Consider the following 18,930-nt stretch of genomic DNA (forward strand, 5'->3'; position numbering starts at 1 on the left):
ATCATATACGTGGCCGGGCGGGGTGTGCCAACGCGAAGTCTCGGCGAACAGCGTCTAGCTGGCGATTCCCGCCAAAATCAGTTGGTAGTAGGCGCTGTCGAGATCGAATTCCCCACCCGGCAGAGCCCGGGACAATTGAGCCCGTGTGACACTGCCGGATTCGGCCGCTGCCACCAGCGCCGTGATCCACGAAGAAGCGTTGTTGCCGATCACCTGGGCGATCACGTCGAAGGCAGAATCACTGCTCCAGATGCCGGGGAGTGCGTCCCGCAACGTGTTCGGAGCGGGGGATTCGCCTTGATACCAAGCGTATCCATCCCACCAGTAGCAGAACGACATCAATCCGTTCGAGGCTCGTGGGCTCAGCACCGGATCGGCCACCCAGTCGGGAGCGCCCCGATAGTGCTCGGGCATCGGCGCGCCACCGTTGTACACGGCATCCAACTCCGGCGCGTCCCACACGCCGCCCGACAGCACGGCCTTTCCGTTCGGCAGCCGATGCAGTGTCGAACCGCTGCGAGAAGCCCCTTCGAACCAGCCCAGCGCACTCGTAACCCGCGGTCCCAAGGGAGTTTTCGCGGCGACGAACACCGCCGAGATGACGGCCCATCGCGCCCATATCGCCGGGAGACTCGGAAGCCCGTCACCGACCGGGAACGCGTGCATCCCGTTCACGCTGTCCGCCTGGGCTTGCGTGAACGCCGTCTGCGGTGTCCGCACCTGCCGATCACCGTGTCCGATGTAGGCGCCCAGCCACACCGGTAGCCGCTTACGCGGATACTCGCGCAGATCGGCAAGGTAGGCCTGCGGCGGGAACAAATGGTGGTCCGGGAACGGTTCCGCGCCATAGTCGTATTCGATCCGCGCCGAGCCGGTCGGGGTGACCGAGACGAGGATCCGCCACCAAGGGCCTTCCTCCGATTCCGCCGCTAACGCGCGAAGCTCCCGCAGCAGTTCGATTGCTCGCGCCGACAGCGCCACCTGCGCGACATGCTCCGCGCTCGACACGATGACCTGTGCGGCCTCGTCGCTGGCGGTCATGGCGATGGCCGCGTCCAGCCGCTCCCACCCCTCCGGCAACAGCGCGAGAAGTTCCCCGGCAACCCGCTCGACCAGGTCGTCCTCGTCGACCGTTGACATGGCCGCTGCGGGCTCCCCGCCCATCCGGAACCCCACATCCGGCGATTCCGCAGTCGAATTGTCCTGACTCACACTGTCCTCGGTATTCGCACTCATCGAGACCCATCGAGCTCCCAGCCCGCCCGAATCTAGCCGACGTCTCAGATCACAGCACCACACCGTTCGCCTGCCCCGGTACCGATGGGTAGGGTGCGGAACGGTACCGCTCGGTCGATAGGGGGACGATGAACCAGCCACAACAGCCGTATGGCGTGCCGGGTCCGCTACCTCAGACCGCGCTCGAGGTAACAGTGACAGCGGGTTCGGAAACTGCGAAGCAGCTGAGCCGGACCTTGGCCTTGGCCCGCTGGCGCTCTCCCGCCACCTGGGGCTTCCTGCTCGCGATTCCGCTGATCGTATTGTCGCGACGCTTCATCGAGTTCTTCGTCTCGGCGAGCAAACCAGGCTTCAGTTTCGCCGGTTTGCTCGGGTACTACGTCGTGGTGCTTGGGATCGCGGCCGTTATCGGCGCGTTGCTCACGGCCGTTCAGATGGTCAAGCGCAACCCTGCGATCGAGGCTTACGCTGGCCCGGGCACCGCGATATCGGCCCGCTTCCATCAGGACTCGCTCGAACTGGTACTGGCCACAGGCACCACCGCCATCGCTTATAGCCAGATCAAAGACACCTTCGTGATTGGCGACGGCGTCTTCCTGCGCGAGCAAGGCGCCCGTGGGATTGCGCTACCACATGAACTCTTTACACCGGCGGCCCTCGAACTGATCGAGGGAAGGCCTGGTGTGGCCGTGGCCGCGGCGCGATCGACGTTGCCAGTGACGGAATCGACTGTGCCGATGTCGGTATCGGAATCTCCGGCAGTGGCGCCACAGGCGCCGGAATCTGCGGAACCTACTGCGAAGGCGGCCACACCGCCCGACGGTGACCGGAAGCTGATCGCGATCGCGATCGTGGGTGCGGTAGCTCTCGCCGCTGTCGGGGCATATGTGGCGAGCCATTCGAGTTCCGATTCTGATGCCACCGCTGCGACGTCCGAGTCGACTGCGACGACCGCGAGGACACAGTCTGTCCCGCTGCCCAATCCGTGTGCCCTTACCGCGGACCAGATGCAACGTTTCGGAATCACACGCCAGGTTGTCAATGACGCGCCGGGACAACGTCGCTGCGAGGTGGATACCGACCGTGCCAGCAGCAGGTCCTACGTCAGTGCCAGGATCTTCGTCAGAACGGACCCAAAGGCTGAAGAGTTGCCGCCGCGTCCCGTCCGCGTAGGGGACGCGAATGGCCAGGAGTACCTCTGGGTCAACCCCAAGAACAACTACGACGTGGTGTGCTACGTGGCGTGGCCTACTTCTTTTGGCTTCGTTCGCTCGGAACTGAACGGCTACAACGCCAACGGTGTGAACTCCGACCAGCTCTGCAGGGATGCGGAGGAATTGGCGAACCAGCTCTACCTCAGCCTGCCACGCTGAGCTGGTGACATGCGTGACGGTGGCGAACCTAGAAGACGTTGGGCAAGATAGGGTCGCCGTCGGCAGATCGGCCGCAGGCGGTTCCGGTGCAGGTCGAAGGTGGGGGAAGGATCCCGGATGGGCAGCGGCGACGCAAGCAAAGTTGATTTCGAGCCCGCGGTGGCAAAGGCGGCGATCAACGCCTGCAGCACCTTGATCGGGAGTCTGCTCCAGGTTCAGTCGTTCCTAGGATCGCGGAACGTCGAGAGCTTCGCGGGTCCGAGTGGGGAGTTCAAGTCCGGGGAGACTTGGGCCGAGGCGTTCCGGAAGCTCGATACCGACCTGGGTGGTGCGCTCAACGGGCACATCGCCGTGGTGACCGCACTGTCGGAGAAGTTCAAGAACGCGATCAAGGAATTCAAGAACGCTGAAGACGAGTCGATTACCGCATTCCTGAACCAGAAGATGCCTGACAAGGCACCGACCACGGTCACTCAGGGCCCCGACTATTCCAAGATCAACGGTAAGACGCCCACACCGAAACCTGTTGAGACATATAAGCAGCAGGGCAAGAGCAAGGTGCGGACGCACAATTACACCGACGACGCATACAACAGTTTCGATCTGCACGGTGACCGAGTCGTGTGGCCGGAGAACCCTTACGTCAAGAACTGGACGGCGCTGCGTGGTCTAGGGGAAAGCATCCATGGTGTGCCGGGGCGGCTCGCTGCCGACTGGGGTTGGATGAAGGATGAGATCAACAAGGCGGTGACCACCTTCAAGACAGATACCGGTAACGGGCATTTCCGAGACTCGTGGCAATACGGATCCGGGCCGACGGCGTTGACCGCCTTGGATAATGCTCGAACCGCGCTCTCGGGTCTGACGGCCAAGATGGGGGAGGTCGAGACCAGCCTCTACAAGATTGAAGGCTGGTTGAAAGCGACCGCCGAGCGTATGCCGAAGGGCGACGAACCTAAGCCGACCATCCTGAAGGGTGGCAAGAACAATACGACGCAACATGTCATCACGGATGGCAATACAACATATGGCGGGGCTACCGACCACGACTGCGTGGAGGCGATGCTCAGCAAATACCGGCAGGACTGCGAGGCCTACTACGTCGCCGGAATCATGGAGTACAACGGCTCGCTGATATCGCTTCCGCAGCCGGAGAAAGCTGAAGTGCCGGCCCCGGTTATTACACCCGCGCCGACTGATCAGACACCGAAAACCAACCCCGTCGGCAATCCGTCTGGAACACCCACGGTGACGCAGCCGACAGTCACCGATCCCAAGACAACCGACCCGAAGACGACGGATCCGAAGACCACCGATCCCAAGACGACGGATCCGAAGTCGACCACGCCGACCACGGATACGACGCTCACCACGCTCACCTCGGCTCTCACCACCCTGGCTTCGACCGGTGCGTCATTGGTGGAATCGCTTGCGTCGCAAGGGTCGAGCCTGATCCAGTCGTTGGCCTCTTCCACGCAGACGGCGGCGAAGACCACGGAGACCACCGCGCAGCAGTTGGAGCAGCAGCTCGCCTCGCTGCTGAATACGCCTACGACACCGGCTGATCCGAGTTCGCCGGGCGGGTCTCCCGGCGGTACGCCGACGGGTGGCAGCCCAGGTGGTACTCCGAAGACCGAAACTCCGAAGAGCACGCTCTTTCCACGCGCCACCGTGACCGCCACGGACGAGAATTCCGAGACGACCACCACGTCGCGCGCGGGTCTGGCCAGCGGAACCACGACGAGCACCGGCACCTCCTCCGGCTCGGGTATGGCCGGCACGCCCATGAGCGGGGCGGGTGCCGCGGGGCAGAGTGGCGGCAAGGAACACCGGCGGCCCGACTACCTCAAGTCCGGTGAGAACCTCGACGGTGTATTCCAGGCCGCGCCCGAAGCGGTCACCCCGGTGGCGGAGAAGTAGTGGTCGACTTGCGTTTCGAGGATCTGGAGTTTGTGGTTCTGTGGGAGCAGGCCACCGGCGAGCCGATGCCCGCTCCGTTTCTGTACACCAGTCGTACCCCGATGTACTACGACTACCTGCGAGAAAAGCGAAAGGTGTACGAAGAGCTGCAGGGTCGATGGACGAGGCAACTGGAGCTGCTCTCGGACGCGATCGCGGAACCGGATCTCCGTATCACGGTCAACGGTTTCGACGGCCGTAATCCGGCGCGTGCGGATGGCCGAGTACGCATGATCGCGGTGCGCCGCGGTTCCTACGGATACCTGATCGAGCAAGCGCCGGGTGAAAGCTATCTGCACAGTGGCGGATTCAACGTCACCCAGTGTGATCCGGTGGCTTTGGCCGAGATGGTCGTCGCCGCCATGCCGTCAGCGCAAGCAGGTAGTCAGTCCGATATCACCCTGGAGGTGCCGGGCGAGCCGGACAGCGGCTACGACGAATACAGCCGATCGCTGATCGACGATATTTTCGAGGACCCGATCAGCCTGCGGGCGAAGCGCTTTCTCGCCGCGTCGATGGAGAGCATGGGGACCATAGAGGTGATCCAGGGTTTCTCGAAGTTCGGTCCGCGCGGCATCACGGCGCGGCAACTCGACTGGCGCGATATCGAAGAGGACGGCCGATACATCATCGGTGGCGACGAGCTACCGGTCATCGCGATACCGGCGGATTCCAAGCGGGTGGTGACGGCTATCAACAGTCGGGTAGCGGCCGTTGTGCACGCCATCCGGGAGGAACGCGGGCAATGATCCCTTAACCGCGGAATGTGCTGCTCCGGGCGCTTATTCGCAGGAATCTCGTTGGCATCGATTGGTGCCGTATGGTACTTATACGCAAAGCAACTGGGAGGGAGTTCGCAGTGACTGAGTCGGGGGCGGCTGGATCTGGCACCGGTGGGGAGGAGTGGGCCTCGCTGGTGGTTGCCAATACGTCTGGGTCGATTCGGGTGCGGGCTACCAATCAGGGGCTGCCGCTTGCGGTGAAGGTTGAATCGGCTGAGTTGCATCGGGATCCGCAGCAGCTTGCCGGAGAAGTCTTGCGACTCTGTCAGAAGGCTGCGAACCGTGCGGGCCTGGCTCTCCGGAAGCAGTTGGAGGAGGCTGGGGTTCCTGCGGAGGCTATTGCTCGGGCCAAGCTTCCTACCGAGGCTGACGTCGCTCGGCAGGAAATCGTCGAGGAGCAGGACTACGATCATGAGCCGCAGAGCTGGCTCAGGTCGGTGTGAGAGGGGCGCTCGTGGTTTCGTCGATGGATGAGTTGCAGGAGCAGGTTCGGCGGCAGCTGTATCGGTTTCAGGATCTCGCGGATCAGATGAAGGCGGTCCGGGGGCGGGAGACGTCCGAGGACGGGGCTGTGATGGCCGAGGTCGACGGGATTGGGGCGCTCACGGATCTGCAGTTCAGCAGCGCTGTTTCGCGGATGACGCCGGGGGAGTTCGAGCAGGCCGTGGTGAGCACGGCGGCGCAGGCGGCGCGGCGGGCGTTCGAGCGGCGCGCGGAGATCGTGAACCGGTTCAATGAGGAAGTGGCCGGGTAGCGTCCGGTCTGTTTACAGAAGTTTGAGCCAGAGTTTGCACCTTGCGGTCTGGCACAAGGAAATTCGCACTTGTAGGCTGTGCAAGATCAAAGGTAGTGGGAGGGACACTGATGGCTGATCATGTGGCGGCGGATTTTCCGCCCATCCTGGCGTACGGCACCGAGAAGGCCGGCATCGCCGCTCAGGTCGCGGGGGCGGCCGCGGCTGATGTGGGTACCGCGCTCGCGCAGGCCGTGCCGACGTTCGGGCTCATCGGGCAGCAGTTCCTCGCGGCTTTCGCTGTCGCGCAGGGGAACTTCCTGATGTCCTCGGCGGAGATCGCGGCGGTGCACGCGGACACGGCGACCACGGCGTACGCGGCGGTCGGCGCGTTCGGCAGCAATGAGGTCACCTCCGCGGCCAACTTCCTCTCGACGGTGCTGTGACCAATCCGTCCAACCCGACGGTGCTCGACGAGCTGCGCAGCAGTCCCATTGGTGCCTATCTCGATACGCCGGTCGCGGATGTCGTGAGCAACCTGGGACTGCCGCAGCTGCCGCAGTTGCCGTCCATCACCTTGCCTGATCTGTCGGGGATCCAGCTGCCGACGCTGCCGACGATCGATGTGACCACGTTGATTCAGCCGGTCGTCAGCATGCTGCAATCGTTCGGAAGCGGAGTTCTGAACAGCGGCTTCAATCCGCTGACCATCCTGACCTCGATGGTCAGTGCGCTGACTTCTTCTGCGTCGCAAAGCAAGGCCGCCACCGCCACGGTCATGAACAGCTTCACCGGCGATGCCGCGACCGCCGCGAAGCTCAAGAGCGAGACGGTCGAATCGCAGACCGGCGAGGTGGCCCTGCAGGGTGCGAACCAGCGCGCAATCCTGGGCGTCGCGCAGGGAGTCGTCGCCGCGGGCAACGCCCAAATGGTGGCTCTCATCAATAAATTCATCCTGCAGGTGACCGGAAGCATCGCGCTGCTGGCCACTCCCGCCGGTCTCCCATGGTTGATCGAGACCGCGACCGAAACGATTGCCGAGGGTATGGCCATCGTGGCCGATACCCAGGTCGCCCTGGCCGGCCCGACGGCCGACATCGTCGCTGCCGGAACGAAGATCATGATCGCGGGCGCGCCCGTCGCGTCCAACATCGAGTCGCTGTTCAACATGGTCGGCACCGCGCTGCAGCCCATCGCCAGCGTCGCGCCGACGGTCGCCGAAAAGGTGGTCGAGAAGGGTGCGTCGGTGGTTTCCACCGGGGCGCAGGAGATCAGTTCGGCGCTGAGCAACAGCAATACGAACACCAATACCGATACCAACAAGACCAACACCAACAAGAACACGCCGACCGACACCACGGTCAAGACCGACGACAAGAAGACCGATAACCCGGACACCACCAAGACCGACACCGGTGGGGGCGGCAGTCCGCTGGCCACGCTGTTCGGTGGTGGCGGGACGCCTACCACCACGAGTCCGGCATCCACGGTGGGTACCAGCCGAATTCCAACCGGGGAGGTCACTTCCGGGTCCGGTGTGCCGAAGACGACCACCGAGGCCAATGGCCGGACCACCGCCACTACCTCGCCAACCATGGCGGGTGCCGGTGGCGCGGCGGGACGGGCCGGGGCGGCGGATGAGGAATCCACTTCGGACCGTTCGGGTTTGGTTACCGCGGCGCATGGCGACGAGGTGGTCGGGCTCATCGAGGGTGTGGTGTTGCCGGTGGTCGGCGCTATCGAAGCTATCGAAGAGCCGCCGGACAAGGCGCTCACACTGTAGAAGCACAGCCAGGGGTAACAGGAGGATTGGCATGAGCACCAACGCATTCGACGGTTTGAAGTTCGACGCCTCGACCGCACGCGACGCCGCGGCCCAGCTCGAGGCGCTGGCCGACCGGCTGGCGGGCGGGCTCGGCGCCGAGCAGGCCAAGCTGGATTTCGCGCCCGCCGGCGCCGATGAGGTGTCGCTGCGCGCCGCGCAGACGCTGAACACCGTGGCGGCGTCGTTCGTGGCGTCGGGCACCGACGGTGTCACCGAGCTGCGGAATCTGGCCGCCACACTGCGCAGCCAGTTCGACGCCTTCGGCCAGGTCGAGGACCAGTCCGTCCTCGGGTTCGCCTGAGCGGAGGCGCATCCTCGATGCTGGAACCGACGAAACCCGGCTTCACCGAGACGGTTTGGGAATCCAAGCCGCCCGAAGAGCTGGCGCGTGACCTGGTGACGGGCGCCGGTGCGGTGCCCGCCGCCGAGGCGGGTCTCGCGTGGGCGCGATTGAGCACGGGTTTCGCGGCGGCCGCCCTGGAGTACGAGCGGATTCTCGTAATCCTGGACAGTGCTTGGGAATCCAAGCACAGCGGTCCCTTCATCGAACGCATCAAGGCGTTGCGCGACTGGCTCGGCGCCTCCGCCGCGGCCGCCGCGGGCAATGCCACGCAGGCCGAAACGCACGCGGCCGCATACGAACTCGCCAAGCTGACTATGCCCGATGTGGACGAGGTCGAGAAGCTGCGCGATATGCAGCAGCTGATGGGTCAGCTCGGCCTCGCCTTCGGAGCGCCGCTGCTGGCGGGGCTCACCAAGGTCGACACCGATGCCGACGCCGCGAAAGCCGCTGCGGCACGGGTGATGCGGACCTACGAGGCGGCCACCGAATCGCTGGCCAAGCCGTGGGAGCACGAGGCGCCGCCGCAGGTCACCACTCCGGCGCAGCCCGCGGAGCAACCGGCAACACCGGTCGAGGTCGAAACGCCCGCGCTCACACCGGGTTCGCTGCCGACGTTGTCGCTCGGCTCGCTGAACCTGCCGCCGATGCCTGTGACCCAGCTGCGCTCCAATGCGATCGAAGCCAAAGAGACTACGACGCAACGTGTTACGACCCAGCCGGTCACCGTGCAGACGACCGGAACCGGTATGGCTCCCACCGCCATGGGTGCCACAGGCCAGACCGACGAGGAAGACCACACCCCGCGCGCCGGGCTGGTGGGCGCGCCCGCAGGCGACAACGAACTGGGCCTCACCTCCGGCATGCAGGTCGCGCCCGCGGTGCTCGGTGGTCTGGACCCGGCCGCGCAGCGGCCTCCGGTCGACATCGCCTTCAACGCCGGCGGCACCGGCTCCGAAAGTGGCACCGCAGCAGCCGATTCCGGCGAACGTCAAGGGGCTGGTGCATGACGACCCTGACGAACGACGGCGTTATCGCGCTCGCCGGGCATCTCGGCGTGCAGACCCTACCCCTGGTGCTGTCCATCGGCCCACGGCAGGAGTCGTACCAGGAATGGGAGCAGGCCCAGGAGCAGGCCCGCGCCGACCTACGCGCCCGCCGCATCGTCGACGCCCACGGTGACGTCGACACCGACACCGCCACAGCGCTTTTCGTCCTCGCCCAGCCCGAGCGCGAACTGGCCATGCGGGTCCACACCGCCGACGGCCCCATCCGCGTCTGCGTGGCCCGCCGCGCCGAGGACCACGCGGTGGCCATCCGCCGCGGCGACACCCTCGACATCCAGCCCCTGTGGTCCGACGGCTCCGCCGCCTCCCTGACCCGCCCCCTGCTCGGCGCGCTCGGCCCCTGCCCGCCCGCCGACCTCGCGGCCTTCAGCGCGGAATCCGCGGATCTGGCCGAACGCCTCGACACCGCAACGACTTCCGAGGACTACGCGAGCACCGTCTACCACCTCGGCGTCCCCGACACCGACGCCACCACCTACGGTCTCGCCCTGTCCTCCACCCACGCCTACGCCGAAATCGTGGCCTACGCCTACGCCGACGGCCTCACAGACCGATCGCCCGGAGCCGTCGCTGTCTACGACACCGCACGGGGCCGCATCGTGGCCGCACCGGGGGTCGCCCCGGACCAGCAACTCTGGTCCACGCTGACACCGGGCAGTGATCACCGTATCGCGCAGTCGATCTCGGCTCTGATCGACTCGCTGCCCGGGGGGAGGTGGCTGTAGTGGATCACGCGTGACCCGATACAGCTGATCTGCCCGAAACCGGTGGTGCGCAACGCATCGCCTATCCAATCCCGAAGAAAAGGCAAGGTACAGACGATGGTTGCAAATGATGCGGAAATTGCCAAGGCGGCGCAAAGCCACATGGCGGACGTGGTCGCTTCGATCAAGGACATCCTGAAGAAGATCACCGATGAAGTCGACAACTCGAAGGGTAGCTTCCAGGGTGAGGCGGCCGGCGCGTTCAACTCCGCCGCGGTGGCCTGGGACGCCGAGGCTCAGAAGCTGAACCACGCCATGGATGAATTCCAGGAGAAGGTCGGCTCGGGTACGGACGTGTTCTCCAACGTGGACATCACGAACCAGGACAAGTTCAACGCCGCTCTCACGAACCTCGGCTAGCAGCGGTTAGCCCGGACTCTCACTTTCCAACATCTGCAAAGGATAAAGACATGCTTTACGACAAAGAGGGAATGACCCGCCTCGCGGAACACCTCCGCCAGTACCACCGGGACCTGGTCGCTGTTGCCGGTGACGGCACTGCCGCCGTCGACACCACCAGCGACCTCGGCCAAGCGGTCGAGCGCCTGAAGACCGCCTGGTCTAATCCCAACAGCGGCGCGGAGAACGGCGCGCTGGAAGCTGTCATCGCCGCGAAGCGCGACTGGGACAGCGCGTACGCCGACAAGTGCCTGCAGACCCTGGACGCTGTGACTGCCGCGGTCGAGCACGCCCTCTCGAACGCTCTCGCGGCCGACGCCAAGGTCGGCCAGTCCTTCGCCTGACGAGGACGCGCCACTCGCGACAGCGCACCCTTCCACGAAGGTTGGGTGCGCTGTCGTCGGCTGAAGCCCAGTAATCTTTGTGCCCGTAGGTTCCGGTTCGACGGAGGATTTGGTTAGTGCCAGCCCAATTGACCACCCGTGCCCAGGTCAATGGGTACCGCTTCCTGCTGCGTCGACTCGATCACGCGCTGGTGCGCCGTGATGTGCGCATGCTGCACGACCCGATGCGGTCCCAGTTCCGCTCCCTGATGGTCGGAGCGGTCCTCGCGGTGCTGGTGGTAGCGGGCGCCGCGATTATGGCCTTCATTCGTCCTCAGGGCTCCGTCGGCGATGCCAACATCGTGATGGGCAAGGACAGCGGCGCGCTCTATACCGTGGTCCGGGACAAGAACGACAAGACCAAGCTGACTCTGTACCCGACGCTGAATCTCGCGTCGGCGCGCCTGCTCTCCAACACCACCGAGTCGCCGAAATCGGTGAAGGACAGCAAGCTCAATACGATCCCACGTGGTCCGATCCGTGGAATTCCCGGTGTACCAGCCGCTTTGCCCGCCAGCGGACAGGGCGGCTCATCTCAGTGGACCCTGTGCGACAAGGTGCCGCTGTCCGCATCCGGTGGGTCCGCCTCCTCGACCGGGGCCGAGACCACCGTCATCGCCGGAAGCTTGCAACTCAATGACCACATCAAGGCGGCGGAATCCGGCACCGCTGTGCTGGCGAAGAAGACGGACAGCCAGAACAAGGATCACACGTACCTGATCTACGACGGCAAGAGCGCCGAGATCAACCCGCAGAACGACGAGGTGACCAAGGGCGCGCTCGCGCAGGTGCTCGATCTCTCCACCGCGCGACCGATTTCGTCCGACCTGGTCAGCGCGGCCGTCAGCGTCCCGCCGCTGGTCGCTCCCACGATCCCGCGTGCGGGCGAATTCGCCCAGGGCAAGCTGAGCAATGTGAAGATCGGCAGCATCATTCAGGTGCCGGCACTGGATGGTTCGGGCAAGTCAGATCTGTATGTGGTGTTGGACAACGCCATTCAGCGCGTGTCCATGTTCACCGCCCAGTTCATCACCTTCTCGCAGAAGAATGCCGACGCTTTCGTGCCGGTGACGCCGGACGCGATCGCGGGCATCCCACAGAAGCACGGCACCGACAAGATCGCCCCCGGCCTGCCGGTGGACGACTTCCCGACCGTCTCGCCGAAGGTCATCTCCGCTTCGGAGAACCCGGTCGCCTGCATTACGTGGGCGAAGAAGAACGGATTCGGCAGAGACCAAGCGGACGCGACCGAAGCCCCCTCGGACTGGGCCAAAGTCCAGCTGCTGGTGGGCACGCGTTACCCGCTGAGCGACTCTCAGGCACCCGTCACGTTGGCGACGGCCGACGGTTCTCGCGGTGATCGGGTCGACCGGGTCTATGTGTCTCCCGCCACCGGAGAGTTCATCCAGGCCACCGATAACAAGCCGGGTAGCCCCGAGCTCGGAAGCCTCTTCTATCTCGCTGACAACGGGGTGCTGTACGGCATCCCGGACGCCAAGACCGCAGGGATTCTCGGGCTGGAGTCCAAGCCCCGCCTGGCCCCCTCGCAGATCTTGAATACCTTGGTCGCCGGGCCTACCTTGTCCGCGGAGGACGCCCAGATGAGTTGGGATACCTTGCCGCCGGGCTGCGACAAGGCGTGTGGGCCGTAATCGACCTGGATCTAACGGACGCTCTTGCGAAGGACCGGCACCAGCTTGTCGAGCAGGATCTGCTCTGAGTTGTCCGACCACTGACGGATGGCTGCGACGGCATCGGGGTCGTCGAGAACGATTACAGAAGCCTTGGACCCCGAAACGGATGACGGAAGGTTGACCAGGCCGCCGCCGCCCGCATCAGTGTCGCTGCGGACCGCGAGTAGATAACCTGCAGCGATGGGTGAAAGCGCGTCGTATTGCGTTTGGTATCCCGGTGCGATCGGACGCGGATTCGGCTCGTCGCCCTTGCGAAGGCAGTTGGCGTTGTAGGTGAAGCCGAGGTCCTCGAGGAACTTCGATTGAGGTCCCGGCTTCAACTGAATATCCATGTCGGCGGTGTGGCCGCTCTTGCCGGAGATATCCACCACCGCAATGGTTTTGCCTTTGAAGGTGGGATTCTGCGCGCGAGCGTCGGCAAGCGCGCCCTGGGTTGCAGAGGCCGATGATCCGTGCTGTGTCACCCAGACACCGACCCCGGCGGCCAGGGCGATCACCGTTGCCGCCACACCGCCGACGAGCAACGTGCGCTTGCGTGCCTTAGGTTTCGCAGTCGTGTCGGGTGCTGCGGGCGACGGCGCTGAGACCGCAGGGGGTCGGTTGTGCGGCACGGTGTTCATCGATAGGCCTGAAACGCCGTACTCCAAGGCGGATTTCAAGGCGGTTGTGAATTCGTGGCAGGTATCGAACCGGTCCGTCGGGTTCTTTGCCATTGCCACGGCGATCACTTCGTCCAGTGCCGCGGGAAGTGTGGGGTCAATCGCGGTGACTCGTGGCGGCGGCTCGTTGAGGTGACCCATCATCACCACCGCCGGTTGTGTTCCCGGATAGGGGTTCTGGCCTGTCAGCAGGCGGACGAATGAGCACGCGAGGCTGTAGATGTCGGCGCGATGGTCGAGCCGCTGTCCGCTCAGTTGCTCGGGTGAAGCGTAGGCGATGGTCGCGACGAACCCACCGGCCTGTGTCAGTTCGTTGGTGTCCTCGGTCGACTTCGCGACGCCGAAGTCGGTGAGGAGAACTCGCTCTTCGCCGTTGTCTCCCATGGACAGTAGGAAGTTCGCAGGCTTGACGTCTCTGTGCAGCAGTCCTCTGCGATGCGCGTGGTCGAGACCCCTGCCCACCTCGGTGACGATGTGCAGTGCACGCCATGGAGTGATCGACTGCGGCTCCCGTTCGGCAGCCGCAGCCGCATCGATGCCGTTCACATACTGCATCGCAATCCAGAGTTGACCGTTGTCCTCGCCACGGTTGTAGATCGAGACGATGTTCGGATGGTCCAGAGCAGCAGCGAGATTCGCTTCTCTCTCGAATCGCGCCCGGTACTCGGCATCCCGGCTGAACTGCGGGCTCAGCACTTTCAGCGCGTCCCAGCGTGGCAACTCCGGATGCTTGGCCAGATACACGGTGCCCATGCCGCCAGCCCCGAGGATGCGCTCGATGCGGTAGCCGCGGATAATGGTGCCCGGTCCGATATTCATCCTGATTCCTTACAGGTACTGACTATTGGCCAGCAGGGTGTATTGCGCAGCGGCCATCTGCTGAGCGTCGCCCAGTTGCATGGATGCCACACGAGCGACGTAACGGTCGTAGTGCAGGGTGCAGATGTAGGCGGGGGATCCTGAGCCTCGATATGCCCACCATGCGTCGCCGATGTCCTCCTTGCTGAGGGTGCACGAAACATCGGGTACGTCAGCGGGACCCTCAACGGATCCGTTTGTGGTGGCTTTGATTCCGGACCACAACTTGGCGGCAGCCTCGGCATCGCGGGCTCGGAACAATAGGCCACCGCGACTCGCGTTGGAAATGCGATCGACACCGCTATCGTCCAGCATTCGTTTCCAGGTCTTCTGATCCTTTAGGTAGTGGAGATGACCTCGTGCCGTGTGGACCGCCTCGTAGACGGGGTTGGCCTCAAAAGCAACGGTCGGGTGCAGAGTCCTGCGCAGCATGGCGTCGGGATCGTAGTCCAGACGGAAGATTTCGTGTGGCGACAACCCTGGGGCTTGGTCGAGCAGCGGCAATTGCGCCGCGAAGACCTGCTCAGCGAATGCGCGCAGCTCGTCCATATCTGGTTTAGGCTGTGCGACGTAGACATTCACGACGTATTGTCCGTGTGCCAAGGTGGCTGCCATCGACGGAACCCCGGGCCGCCAATGAGCCTTCGCGTCTGGCTGCTTGGTCAGTGTGACATGAACGTTCTGATCTGCCGCGACTGAAAAATCGGCCGACTCCATTTGATCGGCAGCCGTCTGTGCGCGTTGCTGATCGGGAAATTGCAACACAGTTACGTTGAAGGCAGTGGCGTCCGGATCGCCGAGAGCACCGCCAAATGGGTTGAAATTGTTCGACTGATCGCGCTCGTGTGACTTCGGTAGTTCGCGGGTGCTCGCGGCGGCCGAGAAACCGAACATCATGCCGTTGCTTTCCAACACAGGTCGGACAGCTCCGGCCAACACGCGGGACAGGTCCCCCTGGGGCAGGGTCAATGGGTAGATCGTCTGTTCCAGGGCACTGTGGCTGAACTTCGAGTCGACGTCCGGTCCGATTACGACATTGTCTGCCAACCGAGCCATTGCGATAGATCGGCCGTCGTTTGCATTGTGCTGGTAGGTAAAACGGACATCCAGCGGATCGGTTGGATAGTTGCCGACTGCGAGCTTCCGCACATCGATCTCTTGCGCAGCAGGCGTTCCAGCTACCTCACTGCCACATCCGGCGAGCAGGGTCGCAACCAGAAGGACGGTGAGCGCACCGAAAGAGGTTCTGCCAGTGGCCTGATGAGTACCCAGATTCTTCATTTTCCCCCCTACTTGTTGTTGGCCAGAATTGCGTATTGCGCGGATATCCGTTGATACGCATCCTGCTGTTGCTGTGACCACACTGTCGCGACGTACTGTCCATAAGCAACATTGCAGGTGAAGGGGGCTACATAATCGTTGGGGCCGTGGTACTTCAGGCACTGGGCGGCCGGTAGGCCTGCAGGTGGGTCGATTCGATGCTTGAACCGAGAGGCGAAAGCGGTGTCGAGAAACGTTTGCGCCGATGCCGCATCCCTCGTCTTCACCAGGATGCCCGCGCCGTAGCTAAAGGCCTCGACACCTGTCTTCTCGAAGAGCGCCTGGTACTTCGCCGTGTCCGCGACGGTGTGGAGTGCGCCGTGTTGGTCGAGAACCCCGGTCAACGCATTCGCGGTCGGATCACCCGCCGGACGCGGCAAGGTGAGCCGAAGCATGCCATTGGAGTCGTTGGGCAGGCTGCTGAGCTGGTCGGGTGCGGTCGGCTGGAAGTTCTTCAGACGATCGGTAGTGACATCGATGGCTTTGTCTGCCAACGCCAACGGGGCCGGCTCGGGCGCAACACCGAACGCCTCTTCGACGGACTTGTTCTCGACCTGATCGATCATGGTGAAGATGACGAACTTCCCGGTTGGATACCACGAAGCAAGCCGTTGTTCAGTCGGAGCCCAGATAACCCGGGCGGCGGGATGCTGGGTCGACTGCAGAGGATCGACCGCTGTGCCATCCTTCAGCGCGAGTCCGCTACGGGACAAAGCATCCGCGGCGGCCGTGGCATCGGCGTCGCTGTCGAAGATCATGACGGCGTCCGTCAGCGTGTATCCGAGGTTGACATCTTCCGAAGGGCGTCCGCTGGTCGCGAAGCCCACAATGAACCCGCGCGCGTCATCGGAGAAGTGGTCGACCTTGATGAGGTCGCCGAACGAGTTCGCTTCGGTGAAGAGGTTTTTGGCCGACCCATTGTGGGTGAGCGTCGGATCGATCTCCGAGGCGATGGGCAGAACGTTTCCGAGTCGCAGTCCCTCGAGGACCCGTCCGCGTTTCGCCGGGTCCGAGATGCTCTGGTCCTGGGGCTTGGTCGCGTAATTACCAGTGTCAAGCTTGTCGAGGTCGGCTGATTGCTTCTCAGCCGCATGCGATTCCGACCCGCACCCGGCGCTCACCAGCACCGAAATCGCCAGCGCTGTCGCCGCTGCCGCGCGCACTCCGATGCGGGCCGACCGTAGTCGACCTAAGTCATGACGCATGTCGAACAACCCCCCGTACCGGATTTGCAAGTGACCTTGGTTCTGGTGTGCAGAGTGTACTGGGCGGTCGGGGGTGTGGGTGCAGCGTGGCAGACCAGTGGGGGACTTCTCACAAGTCTTGGCTGATCAAGGATGTGCCGCGTCGCCGCCAGCGCAGAACAGTAGATCGACGACGCGGTCTGGGGGTGATGTCAGTGCTGCCAGATGCGGCTGTGCAGGAAGGTATCCCACTGAGACCCTTCGAAGAAGAGCTCGGGGCCACCCACGTTCTTCGAGTCGCGTACGCCGACCCGGTCGGAGTCGAAGCAGACCTCGACACAAGTTTCGGAGGCCTTGGATCGAGTCGACTTGAACCAGGCACGCGGCTGACTTTTCACGCCTCGTACTCCTTCGCGATCTTCAAAATGACGTCGAGCGTGTCGCTTTCGCTCAACGCTACCGCTCTGACGCTGGAGATCACCTCTTGATATTCACCGACCAGTTCGGGCTTGGAGTGATAGACGCCGGCCGATCCGCTTTCGAGGTAGACCACCGGGGCGTCGGTGACGTCGCGGCTCAGGGGCGGGAACTGTATGAGGGTGAACGGCTGGACCGTCAGGCCGCGATGAGAGCCCGCGTCGAAGGTGATGAGTCTGATGCTGATGTTGTCGTGCTCACTGGCTTCGGCCAGCCGTCTCAACTGCCCGGCCATGACCGCCGGACCGCCCGGTTGGTGGCGGAGCACCGACTCGGATATGAGCAGCTCGAGGCGAAAGTTGGGGTCGTTGAGTCTTTCTTGGCGGCGAACCGCGAGTTCGACCCGCCGTTCGGTGTCGACTATCGACAGGTCGGGCTCTTCGATGCGGGCGATGGCGCGGCGGTAGTCCGGGGTTTGCAAGAGCCCGTGCACCAGGACCGACTGGTAGGTGGTCACCCGGTTGGCGGCTGCCTCCAGCCGCAGATAGCGCGGCAGGTGGGCGGCGACCTGATCGGCATAGGGCTGCCAGTAGCCCCGTGAATCACCTTGCTGCTGAGCGATTTTCTCCTCGGCTCGCATGTCCTGCCACAGCCGCAGCGCCTCCTGCCTGTCCTCGGCTGATGCTCCGTAGAAGCCGAGCAGTCGCTCGATGTCGTTCGTGCTCGCGTTCGTCGGGTACCCGTTCTCCATCCGCACGACGGTCTGTCGCGACTTGTCGATTTCCACCCCGGCCGCCAGTGGCTTCTTGCCACTCCGGGTACGCAGTTCGCGAATGTATGTACCGAATGCAACGCGAGAAGCAGCCAATCCGGCCATTTTGTTAGTCTCGCTATCTGGATAAGTGTTCACGATGACTTTGTCCAAAATCGCTGTGTCCATGGCCGATACCGCTCACCGTGGACACCTCAGTCTAGTTCGTGGACAGTTCACCGTGTACTCAATTTCTCAGCCCTTCTAGGTGTCTACTTGGTGTTGGCGAAAGCGCGCAGCCGCCGGAAAACAGACCAAGATCAGCTATACGCATTCGAAGGGGATGTCGTAATGCATTGGGATACATGGGCGCTGCTGTCTATTTTCGGCCTCTGCGCCGCAGTCATCTGTTGGGCCGTGTGGGGGTTCTATGCGGACAGTCACTCGGGAAGGGCTGGATCCCTTCGGCTTCCGCTCGTTGGGGGTGGGTTTCTGGAGGTCCCGCATCCGCCGGGGCACGCGGCCGGGAGACACCGATCGCGAGTCGGGAGGTGAGTGGGTCATGAATCCTGCCGAGGTCGCCGTGCTGGCGGCGCTGCATCCTGACAACAGGCTGACCGCTGCGCAGATCAGGCAGTTGTCGAGTCTGACGAGTTGGCGGACTCGAAATGCGCTCGCCCAGCTCGAATTTCGGGGACTGATCCTGCCGAGTCAACCGCGCGGTCGGTGGCGGATCAGCCCGCGTGGCCGGGCGGCGCTGATGACGAAAGGGAGGCGGTTCGCGTGAGCCGCGGATCAGAGGTACTGGCTGTTGGCCAGCAGTGCGTACTGTGCCGCCGCCTTCTGCTGGGCGTCGATGAGCTGGTTGCTCGCCACCCGGGCTACGTAGCGGTCGTAGTGCAGGGTGCAGAGGTATTTGTCGGAGGCGTTCCAGGCGTCGTAGGCGTCCCAGGCCGGGGTGGACTTGGGTCTGGGGTTCTCGACGCAGGCCACTTCGGGGAGGTCGGGCGGGCCTTCGGCGGAGCCGCTGATGATGCGGTTGATGCCGGACCAGAGGGCCTTGGCGGCGTTGGGGTCTCGGGCGCGGAGGAGGAGGGCGCCCTTTCTGGCGGTGGAGACGCGGTCGACGCCGTTGGCGTCGAGGAGGGGTTTCCAGGTGGTCAGGTCGTCGACGTAGTGGAGGTGG

20 protein-coding genes and 1 pseudogene are annotated in these 18,930 nt (G+C 63.8%); 14 read left to right on the top strand and 7 right to left on the bottom strand.

Annotated elements, in window-relative coordinates; translation table 11 throughout:
• Positions 1-54: 54 nt before the first annotated feature.
• Complete coding sequence (locus ACAM49_RS17270) at positions 55-1,236, bottom strand: hypothetical protein (RefSeq protein ID WP_369636536.1); 1,182 nt, start codon at positions 1,234-1,236, stop codon at positions 55-57.
• Positions 1,237-1,364: 128 nt separating this feature from the next.
• Here ACAM49_RS17270 and ACAM49_RS17275 point away from each other — a divergent pair, with 128 nt between their 5' ends.
• The 13 genes from ACAM49_RS17275 to eccB all read left to right on the top strand — a co-directional run bounded on the left by ACAM49_RS17275 (position 1,365) and on the right by eccB (position 12,513).
• Entirely contained in the window at positions 1,365-2,609 is a 1,245-nt protein-coding gene (locus ACAM49_RS17275) for a hypothetical protein (RefSeq protein WP_369636537.1), read from the top strand.
• A gap of 117 nt (positions 2,610-2,726) precedes the next feature.
• The gene (locus tag ACAM49_RS17280) at positions 2,727-4,529 is read left to right on the top strand and encodes a hypothetical protein (protein WP_369636538.1); all 1,803 of its coding nucleotides are present in this window, start codon (positions 2,727-2,729) and stop codon (positions 4,527-4,529) included.
• Positions 4,530-4,537: 8 nt separating this feature from the next.
• Complete coding sequence (locus ACAM49_RS17285; protein WP_369636539.1) at positions 4,538-5,317, top strand: ESX secretion-associated protein EspG; 780 nt, start codon at positions 4,538-4,540, stop codon at positions 5,315-5,317.
• A 110-nt stretch (positions 5,318-5,427) separates the two neighbouring features.
• Positions 5,428-5,793, top strand: a complete 366-nt coding sequence (locus ACAM49_RS17290) for a hypothetical protein (protein ID WP_369636540.1) — start codon at positions 5,428-5,430, stop codon at positions 5,791-5,793.
• Between the two features lie 23 nt (positions 5,794-5,816).
• Positions 5,817-6,104: a YbaB/EbfC family nucleoid-associated protein gene (locus ACAM49_RS17295; protein ID WP_369636541.1), complete on the top strand. Its 288-nt coding sequence runs from the start codon at positions 5,817-5,819 to the stop codon at positions 6,102-6,104.
• 110 nt (positions 6,105-6,214) lie between these two features.
• Complete coding sequence (locus tag ACAM49_RS17300) at positions 6,215-6,529, top strand: hypothetical protein (RefSeq protein WP_369636542.1); 315 nt, start codon at positions 6,215-6,217, stop codon at positions 6,527-6,529.
• Positions 6,530-6,549: 20 nt separating this feature from the next.
• Positions 6,550-7,866, top strand: coding sequence for a hypothetical protein (locus ACAM49_RS17305; RefSeq protein WP_369636543.1), 1,317 nt, complete (start codon positions 6,550-6,552; stop codon positions 7,864-7,866).
• A gap of 31 nt (positions 7,867-7,897) precedes the next feature.
• Positions 7,898-8,209: a PE family protein gene (locus ACAM49_RS17310; protein WP_369636544.1), complete on the top strand. Its 312-nt coding sequence runs from the start codon at positions 7,898-7,900 to the stop codon at positions 8,207-8,209.
• A 17-nt stretch (positions 8,210-8,226) separates the two neighbouring features.
• Positions 8,227-9,258, top strand: a complete 1,032-nt coding sequence (locus ACAM49_RS17315; RefSeq protein ID WP_369636545.1) for a PPE domain-containing protein — start codon at positions 8,227-8,229, stop codon at positions 9,256-9,258.
• Positions 9,255-10,040, top strand: coding sequence for an ESX secretion-associated protein EspG (locus ACAM49_RS17320; protein WP_369636546.1), 786 nt, complete (start codon positions 9,255-9,257; stop codon positions 10,038-10,040). The genes ACAM49_RS17315 and ACAM49_RS17320 overlap by 4 nt, the downstream gene beginning before the upstream one ends.
• Positions 10,041-10,136: 96 nt before the next feature.
• Positions 10,137-10,439, top strand: a complete 303-nt coding sequence (locus tag ACAM49_RS17325; protein WP_369636547.1) for a WXG100 family type VII secretion target — start codon at positions 10,137-10,139, stop codon at positions 10,437-10,439.
• Between the two features lie 50 nt (positions 10,440-10,489).
• Positions 10,490-10,822, top strand: a complete 333-nt coding sequence (locus tag ACAM49_RS17330; RefSeq protein ID WP_369636548.1) for a hypothetical protein — start codon at positions 10,490-10,492, stop codon at positions 10,820-10,822.
• Positions 10,823-10,950: 128 nt separating this feature from the next.
• Positions 10,951-12,513 carry a type VII secretion protein EccB gene (gene eccB / locus ACAM49_RS17335; protein ID WP_369636549.1) on the top strand — a complete coding sequence of 521 codons (1,563 nt, stop codon included), beginning with the start codon at positions 10,951-10,953 and terminating at the stop codon, positions 12,511-12,513.
• 11 nt (positions 12,514-12,524) lie between these two features.
• Here the strand turns inward: eccB and ACAM49_RS17340 are convergent, their stop codons facing one another.
• The 5 genes from ACAM49_RS17340 to ACAM49_RS17360 form a co-directional block, all read right to left on the bottom strand.
• Positions 12,525-14,033, bottom strand: a complete 1,509-nt coding sequence (locus ACAM49_RS17340) for a serine/threonine protein kinase (RefSeq protein ID WP_369636550.1) — start codon at positions 14,031-14,033, stop codon at positions 12,525-12,527.
• Between the two features lie 9 nt (positions 14,034-14,042).
• Entirely contained in the window at positions 14,043-15,353 is a 1,311-nt protein-coding gene (locus ACAM49_RS17345; RefSeq protein ID WP_369636551.1) for a hypothetical protein, read from the bottom strand.
• 8 nt (positions 15,354-15,361) lie between these two features.
• On the bottom strand, positions 15,362-16,606 hold the full coding sequence (locus ACAM49_RS17350) for a hypothetical protein (protein WP_369636552.1): 1,245 nt from the start codon (positions 16,604-16,606) through the stop codon (positions 15,362-15,364).
• A 182-nt stretch (positions 16,607-16,788) separates the two neighbouring features.
• Positions 16,789-16,974, bottom strand: a complete 186-nt coding sequence (locus tag ACAM49_RS17355; protein ID WP_369636553.1) for a DUF397 domain-containing protein — start codon at positions 16,972-16,974, stop codon at positions 16,789-16,791.
• A complete protein-coding gene (locus tag ACAM49_RS17360) occupies positions 16,971-17,933 on the bottom strand; it encodes a helix-turn-helix domain-containing protein (protein ID WP_369636554.1) in 963 nt (320 codons plus the stop codon). Before ACAM49_RS17360 ends, ACAM49_RS17355 begins: the two co-directional genes overlap by 4 nt.
• A gap of 373 nt (positions 17,934-18,306) precedes the next feature.
• On the opposite strand from ACAM49_RS17360, the gene ACAM49_RS17365 reads away from it, so the two are divergent.
• On the top strand, positions 18,307-18,531 hold the full coding sequence (locus ACAM49_RS17365) for a hypothetical protein (RefSeq protein ID WP_369636555.1): 225 nt from the start codon (positions 18,307-18,309) through the stop codon (positions 18,529-18,531).
• Positions 18,532-18,539: 8 nt separating this feature from the next.
• On the opposite strand, the pseudogene ACAM49_RS17370 reads toward ACAM49_RS17365, so the two are convergent.
• A pseudogene (locus ACAM49_RS17370) lies at positions 18,540-18,930 on the bottom strand (hypothetical protein); the annotation flags it as partial.

The organism is Nocardia sp. JMUB6875 (assembly GCF_041154655.1).
Classification (GTDB): Bacteria; Actinomycetota; Actinomycetes; order Mycobacteriales; family Mycobacteriaceae; genus Nocardia.

Excerpts from the sequence above, each read along its gene's own strand:
- ACAM49_RS17270 (WP_369636536.1), bottom strand. The coding sequence starts at position 1,236 with ATGAGTGCGAATACCGAGGACAGTGTGAGTCAGGACAATTCGACTGCG.
- ACAM49_RS17275 (WP_369636537.1), top strand. The coding sequence starts at position 1,365 with ATGAACCAGCCACAACAGCCGTATGGCGTGCCGGGTCCGCTACCTCAG.
- ACAM49_RS17280 (WP_369636538.1), top strand. The coding sequence starts at position 2,727 with ATGGGCAGCGGCGACGCAAGCAAAGTTGATTTCGAGCCCGCGGTGGCA.
- ACAM49_RS17295 (WP_369636541.1), top strand. The coding sequence starts at position 5,817 with ATGGATGAGTTGCAGGAGCAGGTTCGGCGGCAGCTGTATCGGTTTCAG.
- ACAM49_RS17300 (WP_369636542.1), top strand. The coding sequence starts at position 6,215 with ATGGCTGATCATGTGGCGGCGGATTTTCCGCCCATCCTGGCGTACGGC.
- ACAM49_RS17310 (WP_369636544.1), top strand. The coding sequence starts at position 7,898 with ATGAGCACCAACGCATTCGACGGTTTGAAGTTCGACGCCTCGACCGCA.
- ACAM49_RS17315 (WP_369636545.1), top strand. The coding sequence starts at position 8,227 with ATGCTGGAACCGACGAAACCCGGCTTCACCGAGACGGTTTGGGAATCC.
- ACAM49_RS17320 (WP_369636546.1), top strand. The coding sequence starts at position 9,255 with ATGACGACCCTGACGAACGACGGCGTTATCGCGCTCGCCGGGCATCTC.
- ACAM49_RS17325 (WP_369636547.1), top strand. The coding sequence starts at position 10,137 with ATGGTTGCAAATGATGCGGAAATTGCCAAGGCGGCGCAAAGCCACATG.
- ACAM49_RS17330 (WP_369636548.1), top strand. The coding sequence starts at position 10,490 with ATGCTTTACGACAAAGAGGGAATGACCCGCCTCGCGGAACACCTCCGC.
- ACAM49_RS17340 (WP_369636550.1), bottom strand. The coding sequence starts at position 14,033 with ATGAATATCGGACCGGGCACCATTATCCGCGGCTACCGCATCGAGCGC.
- ACAM49_RS17345 (WP_369636551.1), bottom strand. The coding sequence starts at position 15,353 with ATGAAGAATCTGGGTACTCATCAGGCCACTGGCAGAACCTCTTTCGGT.
- ACAM49_RS17360 (WP_369636554.1), bottom strand. The coding sequence starts at position 17,933 with ATGGACACAGCGATTTTGGACAAAGTCATCGTGAACACTTATCCAGAT.
- ACAM49_RS17365 (WP_369636555.1), top strand. The coding sequence starts at position 18,307 with ATGAATCCTGCCGAGGTCGCCGTGCTGGCGGCGCTGCATCCTGACAAC.